At 57.6% G+C, this 10966-nt stretch carries 10 protein-coding genes; 2 read left to right on the plus strand and 8 right to left on the minus strand.

The annotated features are described in order from the left end of the window. Positions 1-37: 37 nt before the first annotated feature. From KZO83_RS06325 to KZO83_RS06335, 3 genes are all read right to left on the minus strand, one after another. Positions 38-964, minus strand: coding sequence for a LysM peptidoglycan-binding domain-containing protein (locus tag KZO83_RS06325; protein WP_247620152.1), 927 nt, complete (start codon positions 962-964; stop codon positions 38-40). Then, a complete protein-coding gene (locus KZO83_RS06330) occupies positions 895-1782 on the minus strand; it encodes an acyltransferase (protein WP_247620153.1) in 888 nt (295 codons plus the stop codon). Before KZO83_RS06330 ends, KZO83_RS06325 begins: the two co-directional genes overlap by 70 nt. A gap of 85 nt (positions 1783-1867) precedes the next feature. After that, entirely contained in the window at positions 1868-3817 is a 1950-nt protein-coding gene (locus KZO83_RS06335) for an acetoacetate--CoA ligase (protein ID WP_247620154.1), read from the minus strand. A gap of 481 nt (positions 3818-4298) precedes the next feature. Here KZO83_RS06335 and KZO83_RS06340 point away from each other — a divergent pair, with 481 nt between their 5' ends. Continuing rightward, entirely contained in the window at positions 4299-5645 is a 1347-nt protein-coding gene (locus KZO83_RS06340; RefSeq protein WP_179000201.1) for an MFS transporter, read from the plus strand. Here KZO83_RS06340 and KZO83_RS06345 read toward each other — a convergent pair. The 3 genes from KZO83_RS06345 to KZO83_RS06355 all read right to left on the minus strand — a co-directional run bounded on the left by KZO83_RS06345 (position 5642) and on the right by KZO83_RS06355 (position 7785). Beyond that, a complete protein-coding gene (locus KZO83_RS06345) occupies positions 5642-6403 on the minus strand; it encodes a VOC family protein (RefSeq protein ID WP_179000200.1) in 762 nt (253 codons plus the stop codon). The two genes, KZO83_RS06340 and KZO83_RS06345, sit on opposite strands and share 4 nt — an antisense overlap. 153 nt (positions 6404-6556) lie before the next feature. Continuing rightward, on the minus strand, positions 6557-6829 hold the full coding sequence (locus KZO83_RS06350; protein ID WP_075368723.1) for a GrxA family glutaredoxin: 273 nt from the start codon (positions 6827-6829) through the stop codon (positions 6557-6559). A 122-nt stretch (positions 6830-6951) separates the two neighbouring features. Further along, positions 6952-7785 carry an inositol monophosphatase family protein gene (locus KZO83_RS06355; protein WP_247620155.1) on the minus strand — a complete coding sequence of 278 codons (834 nt, stop codon included), beginning with the start codon at positions 7783-7785 and terminating at the stop codon, positions 6952-6954. Between the two features lie 155 nt (positions 7786-7940). Between KZO83_RS06355 and KZO83_RS06360 the strand changes: the two genes are divergently transcribed. Continuing rightward, a complete protein-coding gene (locus KZO83_RS06360) occupies positions 7941-8717 on the plus strand; it encodes a 3-hydroxybutyrate dehydrogenase (RefSeq protein WP_247620156.1) in 777 nt (258 codons plus the stop codon). Positions 8718-8729: 12 nt separating this feature from the next. Here the strand turns inward: KZO83_RS06360 and KZO83_RS06365 are convergent, their stop codons facing one another. Together KZO83_RS06365 and KZO83_RS06370 are read right to left on the minus strand one after the other, a co-directional pair. Next, positions 8730-9269 carry a response regulator transcription factor gene (locus KZO83_RS06365; RefSeq protein ID WP_075368720.1) on the minus strand — a complete coding sequence of 180 codons (540 nt, stop codon included), beginning with the start codon at positions 9267-9269 and terminating at the stop codon, positions 8730-8732. Between the two features lie 17 nt (positions 9270-9286). After that, positions 9287-10558, minus strand: a complete 1272-nt coding sequence (locus tag KZO83_RS06370; RefSeq protein ID WP_179000197.1) for an ATP-binding protein — start codon at positions 10556-10558, stop codon at positions 9287-9289. Between the last annotated feature and the right edge of the window lie 408 nt (positions 10559-10966).

Below are 10966 nucleotides of genomic sequence, written 5' to 3' on the forward strand. Positions count from 1 at the left end.
GGATTACCGTGTTGTTGATAGGGCTGGTATTGCTTGTCTAGCGTAGCACCTGTTTGGGATCCACGGGTTTCCCGCCATGGCGGACATCGAATAACAGGTCGTGACGACCTGTGTCGTGTCGATACCCTACATCGCAAACGGGCGTGCCTTGTTTTACCTTATCGCCATCTTCGACGAGTAGGCGCTGGCATAATGCATAGACACTTTGCATATTGTCGCGGTGGTGAATGATCACCACCCGTCCCAGTTGCCGCATACTATCGGCAAAGCGAACGGTGCCGTCGGCAACGGCAAGTGCCTGGGTGTTCGCGGAGGTCGAGAGCAACATCGGCTGTAGGGTGCCGCGCGCATCGGTGCCATAGGCACGCGCTATTTCATATTGTTTGAGTGGCCAATGCCATGTTTGAGCGCTATCGGGCAGCGCTCCTGGGTCGGGAAGGGTGCGACTGCGCGCGGCGGACTTGGACGCCGTAGACGAGGCCTGGTTCGCTGAGGCGGTGGTGGTACGGGCAGAGCCTCCTAACGGCACCTTGAGCAGTTGTCCCACATTCAGGGCGTTGGCTGAAAACTCGGGGTTCGCTGTTTGCAAGCGCTGCGCAGTGCTGCCAAAGCGCTGGGCGATACTTGAATAAGTGTCTCCTGGACGGACCTGATAGCGATAAGGACCGCTACCGGGGGCGCGTTCGCGATGGGTGGGCACCAGGATGCGCTGCCCGATGGCCAGTCGGCGCGCATCGACGCCCGGATTGAACCGTTGCAAGCGCAGCAACGGGACGCCTGCTTGCTTGGCGATTTGTCCGAGCGTGTCGCCGCGTTGGATGGAGACCCAATTACCAGCGATGTTGCCGCCACGATAGCCGCCGGCGCCAGGCCCGCCAGCGCAGCCGGCGAGGATCAAGACAAAGAGGAGGAAGGGAACGATTCGAGCGCACGATCCTTTTCCTCCCATAGCGCGTTCAGCCATGAATGGAAGCGTTCCTTGTAATGCGGGTCCAGATGATAGTCGCCATTGCCCATCCAGGCGGGCACGTTGAGTCGACGTGCGTCCATGTGTATGGGGAGGTCGCGACCGCAAAGAAAATGCCAAAAGCTCGGGGCCGCATGGCGATAATGAAGCGTGACGTCGAGAATGCCGCTCAGACGATCACCCATTAGACGTATGACCTGCGCAGTGCCGCCCGCCTTGGGGCGCAGCAGATGCCGAAACGGACTCGCTTGCAGATCACGCTTGGTGGGGGTGAAGCGCGTGCCTTCGACGAAATTGTAGATCGTCATCGGCATTTCCCGCGCACGCTCGCACATGCGCTGCGTCGCGCGGCGATCGCGTTCTGCCAACTGTGGTCGATGGGTAAGCTCGCTGCGTGCATAGCGACGCATGAAGGGGAACTCAAGCGCCCACCAGGCGAGGCCAATGATGGGCACGAAGATCAGCTCTCGCTTGAGAAAGAACTTGGGCATCGAGGTCCGTCCGTACAGCACGTACTGCATGACGAAGATATCCGTCCAACTACGGTGATTGGCGATGACCAGCCACCACTGGCTGGGAGACAACCCCTCGGGTAAGTTCGCGGTGATGTTTGGCTTGACCCAATGACGAATCCACCAGTTATTGGTGGCGATCCAGGCCAGAGCGATGGCGTTGAGTCCCGCCAGAACACGTAGGCGCAAACGCCGCGTTGGCGTCATGAGCTTGAGGAGCGTCAGTAGATAAAGCGGCACGCCCCAGAAAAGCGTATTAGCGATCAACAACAGCACGCTTGTCAGCCCCTTGAGGGTCGCCATGCCGTTCTCCTTCAATGACTTGGCGACTTATGCTACTGGATCGTATGGCGGCTGCCCAGTCTCGGACAAGGCGGTGGCGTGCGTATCATTCGGCGAGCGCTGGGAGATCGACGAAAAGCTCCAGAGCTTCGGGGTTGGCTAGCGCATCACGATTCTTGACGGGTTCGCCATGGACGACGTTGCGCACGGCGATTTCGACGATCTTGCCCGACAGCGTGCGGGGGATATCCTCCACCGCGATGATCTTGGCAGGCACGTGCCGCGGGGTCGTATGCAGGCGTACCATGCGCCGGATTTCGTCGCTTTTGGCTTCGTCGAGGGCGACGTGGGGGCGCATGCGGACGAAGAGCACCACGCGCACGTCGTTCTGCCAGGCTTGGCCGATGCATAGCGATTCGAGCACACCGTCTACCTTTTCGACTTGCCGGTAGATCTCGGCGGTGCCGATACGCACGCCACCGGGGTTGAGGACGGCATCCGAGCGCCCGTGGATGATGACACCGCCGTGGGGTGTCAGTTCGGCGTAGTCGCCATGTGCCCAGATACCCGGAAAGGTCGAAAAGTAAGCCTCGCGATACCGCTCCCCATCAGGATCGTTCCAGAAACCGGTGGGCATGCAAGGGAAGGGACGTTTACAGACGAGTTCGCCCTTGTTGCCAGTGACGCTTTGTCCGTAGTCATCGAAAACGTCGACAGCCATGCCGAGCCCGCGACATTGCAGTTCGCCCCGATAGACAGGACGAATCGGACACCCGAGCGCGAAGCAGGACACGATATCCGTTCCCCCTGAGATCGAGGCCAGCATGAGGTCGCGCTTGATCTCGTCATAGACGTAATCGAACGACTCATGGGGCAATGCCGAGCCGGTGGAAAGTAGCGCGCGTAGCGATGACAGGTCGACTTGCTTGCCGGGCGCCAAACCTTCCTTTTCACAGGCCGAGAGGTACTTTGCACTGGTGCCGAAGACGGTGACGCCCTCATTGCTGGCGATTTGCCATAAGGTGTCGGGGTGTGGCGCAAACGGTGAGCCATCGTAGAGTAATAGCGTGGCACCGGAGCCAAGCCCGGACACCAGCCAGTTCCACATCATCCAGCCACAGGTGGTGTAATAGAAAAAGATATCGTCGGCGTCGATATCGGTATGCAGACGATGCTCTTTAAGATGCTGCAGCAGGGTACCGCCTGCCGAGTGAATGATGCATTTGGGGACACCTGTGGTGCCCGAGGAATAGAGAATGTAAAGCGGGTGCTCGAAGGGCAGTGCCTGGAAATCGATTTCGCTGGCATCGTTATCCAGGTAGTCGGCCCAGGCGATGGCGCGAGGGATATCATCGAGAGCCGGAGCGTCTTCGAGGAACGGGAAGACTACGACATGCTTGAGCGAGTCTATGGCATTGGCAATATCGGCGACGCGCTCTCGAGTGTCGATGGCCTTGCCGTTCCAGGTATAACCATCGGTGGCGATCAATACTTTAGGGGCGATTTGCCCAAAGCGATCCAATACGCCGTTGAATCCGAATTCCGGCGAGCAGGAAGACCACACTGCGCCGAGGCTGGCCGAGGCAAGCAAGGCGATGATGGCGTGTTCACTATTAGGGACGAAGCCGGCGACACGATCGCCTTCCGTGACGCCGCTAGCCTTGAGTGCGTGGGCCAGTCTAGCGACATTATCGTATAACTCGGCATAGCTGATGACGCGTCGCCGCAGGCGTTCATCGCGAACGATCAAGGCGGGATGTTCGTCACGCCGGTGCAACATGTTGGCGGCATAATTCAAACGTGCTTGCGGAAACCAGCGCGCACCGGGCATGGCATCGGGACGTACCAGAACGTCATCGCCACGCCGTTCGGCGACGATGTCGAACTCATCCCACAAGAGTTCCCAGAAAGCGTCCAGGTGCTCGACGCTCCAGGCATGCAATGCCTCGTAGTCGGTCAGCGATGTGCCGTGCTCGCGGTCGATGCGCTGCATCAGCGCATACATTTGCGTGCTTTGTACGGCCGTCGTCGACGGCTCCCAAAGGGGCGTGGTCATGTGACCTCCGAGTCATCTATGACGCCATCTGTTTTCAGGTCGACATCACATGGAGCGGCGTGCAGGAGCCGCGCGACGATGTTGCATTGCACCATGTTGCTATTAAAAACAAGTCAGTAGCGCGCTGTCCACTCGACGAAAGGGGGAGTGTTATAGCGAGGCATATGTATTTGGCATCATGATGACAGTGGGATGATGAAAATCTGACCAATCCAAGGCGAGGTGGGAAACGACAAGCCGAAAAGGCGTCTTCGACGTCGCTCATGCACAGCGTTATCCACAGTTTTTGTGGATGATTTTTCTCATCCCCTGAAAGGGGCATATCTGACCTTCTATGCTGGACGTAGGTCAGCGCTAGATACGGGAGTGGATGTCGTCATGCGCGCTAGCAGGTAGACTAGTAGGCTTGCCCGACGCATTGCCAGGGCGTGTCTAAGAGAGGCATGCCGAACCCATATGTCACTATCGCCAGGAGGTCGATTTGCGCAGCTTGCCCGCAACCCTGCCCATTCTATTTCTCAGTGAAATCAGTTTCTTGCTCGGCCATGGCCTGATCATGACCTTGCTTGGGGTGCGCATGTCGCTGGAGGGGTTTCCCTCACAGATGGCGGGCTTGTTGATGTCGAGCTTCTCGTTGGGTTTCGTGATTGGCAGTTATCTGATCGAGAAGCGTATCCGCTCGGTGGGGCATATTCGCGTCTTTGCGGCTTGTGCGGCCGTGCTGGCGGTGACGGCGATGCTGCATGGATTATGGGTGGATCCCTGGGCATGGTTGGTGTGGCGCCTGTTCGGTGGGGCAGCGACTGCGGGTTTGCTGATGGTCATGGAGTCGTGGGTTTCGGGGGAGTCGACGAATGATAACCGGGGGCGCGTGCTGGGGTGGTACTTGGTCATTTCGACCTCGTCTCTGGCAGTCGGCCAGTGGCTGCTCAATGTTGCCGATCCGGCGACATTCGTGCTGTTTTCGATCTCGGGAATCCTGTTTACGCTATCGCTGGTGCCATTGTCGATTTACCGGATACATGGCCCGACACGCTCGTCGCATGAGGTTTCCAGCAAGATCTCGCTGCGAGAATTGTATCGCCGTGCACCGGTTGGGTTGGTCAGCGCCTTCACGGCGGGGCTGATGGTTCAGTCCTTTTTTGCGATGACGCCCTACTACGGGCAAGAAATCGGCCTTTCGACCTCGCAAACGGCACAGTTCATGGCTATTACGACCTTGGTGGCGCTGGTGGCGCAGTGGACACTGGGGCGCATTTCCGACCGACTTGATCGCCGCAAGGTGATCTTATGCATGGCCTTGGTAATGGCGGTATCCGGTGCCATGATTTCGGTAGCGGCTCGCTTCGACTTCTGGGTGTTGCTCGTGGTGGCCTGCTTCCATACTGCGATGCTGCATACGCTGTATTCTTTGAGCCTGTCGCACACTAACGACTGGCTCGAGCCCGAGGAAACCATTCAGGCCAATGCCAAGCTGTTGATCTGGTATGGCATCGGCTCGGTCGTCGGGCCTTATAGCGCCTCTGTGATCATGGAAGTGACCGGCCCGGATGGGTTGTGGCTGTTTTTGGGAGGCGCGGCGCTGGCCTTGGCGATGTTCGTCATGGTGAGGCTCTATAGTTATAAGGGGGTTGCTCCAGAAGTAGAGCAAGAGCCTTATGTGGCAGCAGTGCCCATGGTGGAGTCGACGCATTATCTCAGTGAGATGGATCCACGTTTCGAGCCTCAGCAATTCGAGCTCGATTTCGAACCATCCTACGAAGACGACTGGGCGGCGTATGACAATAGTGAGCCACGACCGGAAGCCGAAGAAGAGGCGCAATTTTAGGCACTGAGTTCACAGCGCGTGTGTTGTGGTAACAAGAGTTCTGCCGCGCGCTCGCGGGTGCCGGAAAGCCGCTTTTGTACGAGCGCAAGGCCTCCGGTGGTGACGCGATGCTCATCACCGGCGGCGAAGACAGCACGCTGCGTACAGCACGCATAGTAACGGTAGTCGAGTAGCGGGGAGATGGGGAGAAGTGTCTGACTTCCCGGTTTCAGTCCCGCTTCGGTAATCACGTCGGCATATTCGGCGATATCGTGTCCTAACCGCTGACAATCGAAGCCCACGTGATGCATACGAGGGCCCATGATGGCCAGCCAGGCGGCGAGTGGGTGGGCTTCATGCAATTGTTGGTAAGTCGGCCAATCGGGCATTGGCCAGGGGCGGCCGCGGGAAAGAAGGTTCTGGCCTTGGCCGTCTTGAGGATGAGATCGGTTGATGAGCGCTTCCAGATGCTGGCGAGGCACTTGTGTCAGTGTGTCCAGTTGCAGCTCGATGAGCACAATCCATGCATCGTCATTACCTGGACTTAGCACATTGGCCAGTATGCCTCGGTCAGCCATGGCGTGGTGACCAACGCGCCGATAACCGAAATGATAAAGCGCTGGTAGCAAGCGCTGTGCTTGGTAAGGCGGTCGGTTGAGTGTCACCAGCACGCAATACTCGGCGCGGTTCTCAAGCGGCCAGAGCGATAGAGCCCCTATATCGGGATGACAATGGATATAGTCCAGCCAAAGTTGCTGCAGGAATTCATCGCGTTGCATGACTGACACCTCGCCTCCTGTCGCAATGCACTCAGTATAGTGCTTTCTCATTGCGTAGGCGGATGCGGATTCAACGCTCGATCGTGTATTTGAAGAGGGTGTAAGAGATGGGCAGCGCCAACACCATGCTGGTGGGTTGGCGCTAAGGGACCGTTAGCTTTGAGTCGCTGGCATCAATTCATTATCGCGAACGTGCTGATCGAACTCAGTGAAGCCACCGATGTGAGTATGGTCGATGAAGATCTGCGGGACCGTTTCAACCGGCTTGCCGATGGTTTTTTCCATATCGGCTTTGGTGATGCCTTCTTCGTGAATGTCGATATAACGGAAGCCGAAATCGTCGCGTGCTTCACTCAGCTGTTCGGCGAGCTCCTTGGCACGTACGCAGAAAGGGCAGCCAGGGCGGCCGAAAATCACCGTCAACATAGGGGACTCCTTGAGTTAAGGGATTTGTATGTCATGAAATTTATGATGTCATTGTTCCGGAATTGCTCATGAGGTGCCAATAGAGTCTTGCTACGCACGCTATTGGGGTGCTCTATGGCAAATCAGTTTTGTGCTTCGATCTCGTCAAGCCGGCCTTCGTCGGCTTTCAAGAGGATATCGTTTAGTGCGTTGTATATGCCCGGCGCGCCCACCAGTATGTTTTCTCCATACAGCTCTGGCGGGATGCGATCGGGGCACTGATAGAGATGCCCTGTCTTGGCGCCTGCTTCACGCGCGACCAACAAGCCAGCGGCAAAATCCCAGGGTGAGACGCTTTCATAATATGCATCGAGACGGCCGCATGCGACGTGGCATAGATCCAGTGCGGCCGATCCGTTGCGGCGTATGTCGCGACAACTGGCGAGCACGCCAGCAAGACGGCGGAATAAAGGGGCGCGTGCATCACGGCGATAGGGGAAACCCGTAGCAACCAAGCTGCGTGACAATTCGCTCGCATTGCTGGCCTGAATGGGCTCACCGTTTAGCCAGGCGCCTTCTCCGCGTAGTGCCGTAAACGTTTCTCCTAGAAAGGGTGCATGCACGACTCCCAAGCGTAGCTTCCCCTCCGATGCCCAAGCGATGGACACCGCTACATGGGGATGTCCATACGCAAAGTTCACCGTGCCATCGATGGGATCAACGATCCATACGGCGTCGTTGTCTTCGAGCACATCGCGGTCTGGAGAGATTTCCTCCGTGAGGCGCGCATCGTCCTGAAAATGAGCATCGAGCTCGGAAGCAATGAGCCGGTCGATTTCGACATCGGCATCCGTTACGAGTTCGTCACCGCTTTTGTAGCGTTGTTGAAACGCTTGCGACTCGCGTGCCGCTACGATGCGCTCTCCTGCTAGACGTGCGATACGCTCGGCTTCGGCAAGCCGTTGGGAAGGCTCCATGCAGTCTCCTCGAGTCAATGCGTTGCTACCAGTGCTCAATGGTAGCTTCAGTCTAACAGGCCTGCCGGTTGGCGTAAGTGATTCGCCGTGCTGGCATACCTCGCAATTCACGTCTTATGCTTAGCATCGTTCGTCTCGTTATCGAGGAGAGAGCCATGGTAGCCCCTTCCACACTGGGTCATCCGCGTGTCGCGATCGTGACCGGCAGTTCCAGCGGTATCGGCGAAGCGGTAGTCAAACAGTTCTGCCAAGAGGGATTGCAAGTGTTGGCGGTGGATGCCAATCCGCAAGGCTTGGATATCGCAGAAGCTGCGGGGGCCGTCTTCTACCAAGCGGATCTTACCGACCCGGAGGCTTGTCGTGGCTCGGTGGCGGAGACCATCAAGCGTTTCGGACATGTCGATATACTGGTTAATAACGCGGGCATTCAGCACGTTGAGGCACTGGAAGATTTCCCCGAAGCAAAATGGCATCAGATCATCGACCTCATGTTGACGGCTCCGTTCTTGCTGACGCAGGCGGTATGGCCCCATATGCGTCAAGGTCAGTGGGGGCGGATCGTTAACATGGCATCGATCCATGCTAGTGTCGCATCGCCGGGCAAAGTGGGGTATGTCAGTGCCAAGCATGGTTTGGTGGGTCTGACGCGCACGGCGGCTCTGGAGGGTGGTGCGGCAGGCATAACGGTCAATGCGCTTTGCCCGGCCTATGTGCGCACGCCTTTGGTGGAACGCCAGATTGCGGATCAGGCGCGTCTCAATGGCATGGATGAGCAGCAGGTTATAGAAGAGGTCATGCTGAAAAACGCCGCCATCAAACGCCTCATCGAACCCGACGAAGTGGCGGCGTTGGTCAGCTATCTGGCATCTGAACAGGCCGGCGCGGTGACCGGGGCATGCTGGAGCATGGATCTGGGATGGACCGCGCAGTAATACATATATCGACTAGCGTCTCACGGGGCGCTTTTGCAGTTTTCGCTGTAGCGTCCGACGGTGCATGCCCAGTGCGCGTGCGGTTGCGGAGATATTGCCATCGTGCTCCTGGAGCACCTTCTGGATATGCTCCCAAGTCACCCGGTTCACGGAAGGCGGACTGTCGGCGATGTCGATATCGGGGTCGCCGCCTTCTCGTTCCAGAGACGTCAGTATCTCGTCGGCGTCGGCTGGCTTGCACAGATAATTGACGGCGCCTAGTTTGATCGCCTCCACAGCGGTTGCGATGCTCGAATAACCGGTCAGCACGACCACACGACATGACGGAGCAAGCGCCAGCAACTCAGGCAGTAGCTTGAGTCCCGAAGAGTGTTCGAGCTTCAAGTCGAGCGTTGCCATGTGAGGTGGCGCTTGCCGCACGCTGGCCAACGCTTCCTCTTCGGTCATGGCGGTCGTAACCTCGAACCCTCGCCGGCGCATGGCGCGTGCCATTACAAAGCAAAACTGTTCGTCATCGTCGATGATCAATAGCCGTTCAGCATCTGCTGACATGATGTTCTCCGTCGCTTTCAAGCAGGATTGTCTGCCGTCGCCCGTGGCAACTTGACCTCGGTAAGCGTGCCGCCTTCTTCGTGATTGTAGAGGCTGACGCCGCCGCCAAACCGGTTGATGGTGGCGTGGGTCAGAAACAAGCCGATTCCCATGCCTTTGCTCTTGGTTGAAATGAAGGTTTCGCCCAACTGGTCGGCGATGTTCATCGAGACTCCGGGCCCATGGTCGCGGATGTCGATGATGACGTCATCCTGCGTCCAGTCGAGCAAGATGGAAATATCCATGGGATTGGCGTCGGCGGCGTTGTTGAGCAGGTTCATGAGCGCCTGTTCGAGCGTGGTATCGGTAGCAATATAAGGAGTGCCGCGCTTGCCTTGTATATCGATCCGATGGCTTACGTCAGGTCGCAACACCAGCCAGCGTTGCAGGACATCGCTTAACCACGTCTCGGCTGCGGCTATCTCTGGCTTGGCCAGACGTCTTCTGTCGGCATTGGCCACGAGAGTCTGGAGCCGCGCCTTGCAGGTATCGACTTGCTGCCGCAATAAATCGATGTCCTCCACGAGTGGTGTATTGTCGCGTGCTTCTTGCCGCATCTCGCTGAGTAGCACTGCCATAGTGGATAGCGGCGTTCCCAGTTCATGGGCAGTACCCGCGGCCTGCGTTGCCACGGCGAGTACCTGTTCATTGCGCAAGGCTGTCTCGCGGGTACGCGAGAGCGTGAGGTCGCGCCGCCGCAATGCGTGTGCCATCTTGAAGATGAAGAATGTCACGAGACCAGCGGATAGGCTGAAGTTCAGCCACATGCCAATGATATGCAAGCGAATACCGGTGCCCACGAAGCCGTTGCTTAGCTGTGGGACAGGCTCGTAAAACAGCATCATGGCGGTGTAACTGGCCAAGGAGGCGGCGGCGATGATCCAGGCGAAACGCCAGGGGAGTGTTGCTGCAGCGATGGTGACCGGGACGAGATAATAGGTAATGAAGGGGTTGGTGGAGCCGCCCGTATAGTAAAACAAGAGGCTCAAGCCAAGCACATCTATCAATAGATGTACGAGATATTCGATATCAGTCACGGCCCTGGGGCGTCCCAGTCGCCACCAGGTGGCGACGTTAACCAACCCCATTGCAATGATGACCAAGATGACGGGCATTACATGTAACTGAAAGCTCAGTACTTCTATCCCGAAAATGATCGCCCCTAGAAAACCGGTCCATGTGATGCCGCGCACGATGGTCAGTCGCACCAGGTTACGGTTGGGGGTGGATAGGGGTAAGGGCTGATGCATGGAGGCTCCCGGCGTGCGATACGAACGGTATGATAACTGATTGATGAAAGCGCGACAGCCGAACGGGGAGGGTGATAATGCCGCACCCCAGTCTGCACGATATGAAATAGTGGGTAGGGGCTATCTCTACGCTCTACGAAAACCCCTTGCGTTCGCGACGGTGGATCCGTAAAGTACGCATCCGCTGCCGGCGACGGACCTCGTGGCCAGCGGTGGAGAGGTAGCGCAAGTGACTGACTTGCTTGAGAATTTCAAGCCTTCGGGCGGCTTTCTCGCTTGACAGTGACGCCGGTTTCGGTAAAATGCGCCGCACCTCGAAAGGCCTCTGATATCGCCGTCGCATCGGCCGCTATCAGCGATTGTCACCTCGGCTAACGCCTTGACAATCACGGCGCTTTCGGTAGAATG

It is taken from the genome of Chromohalobacter moromii (genome assembly GCF_023091865.1).
Lineage (GTDB): Bacteria > Pseudomonadota > Gammaproteobacteria > Pseudomonadales > Halomonadaceae > Chromohalobacter > Chromohalobacter moromii.

Coding starts and splice junctions, on each gene's coding strand:
- KZO83_RS06325 (WP_247620152.1), bottom strand. CDS start 964: ATGGCTGAACGCGCTATGGGAGGAAAAGGATCGTGCGCTCGAATCGTT.
- KZO83_RS06330 (WP_247620153.1), bottom strand. CDS start 1,782: ATGGCGACCCTCAAGGGGCTGACAAGCGTGCTGTTGTTGATCGCTAAT.
- KZO83_RS06335 (WP_247620154.1), bottom strand. CDS start 3,817: ATGACCACGCCCCTTTGGGAGCCGTCGACGACGGCCGTACAAAGCACG.
- KZO83_RS06345 (WP_179000200.1), bottom strand. CDS start 6,403: ATGCAACGCGATGAATTCCTGCAGCAACTTTGGCTGGACTATATCCAT.
- KZO83_RS06350 (WP_075368723.1), bottom strand. CDS start 6,829: ATGTTGACGGTGATTTTCGGCCGCCCTGGCTGCCCTTTCTGCGTACGT.
- KZO83_RS06355 (WP_247620155.1), bottom strand. CDS start 7,785: ATGGAGCCTTCCCAACGGCTTGCCGAAGCCGAGCGTATCGCACGTCTA.
- KZO83_RS06360 (WP_247620156.1), top strand. CDS start 7,941: ATGGTAGCCCCTTCCACACTGGGTCATCCGCGTGTCGCGATCGTGACC.
- KZO83_RS06365 (WP_075368720.1), bottom strand. CDS start 9,269: ATGTCAGCAGATGCTGAACGGCTATTGATCATCGACGATGACGAACAG.
- KZO83_RS06370 (WP_179000197.1), bottom strand. CDS start 10,558: ATGCATCAGCCCTTACCCCTATCCACCCCCAACCGTAACCTGGTGCGA.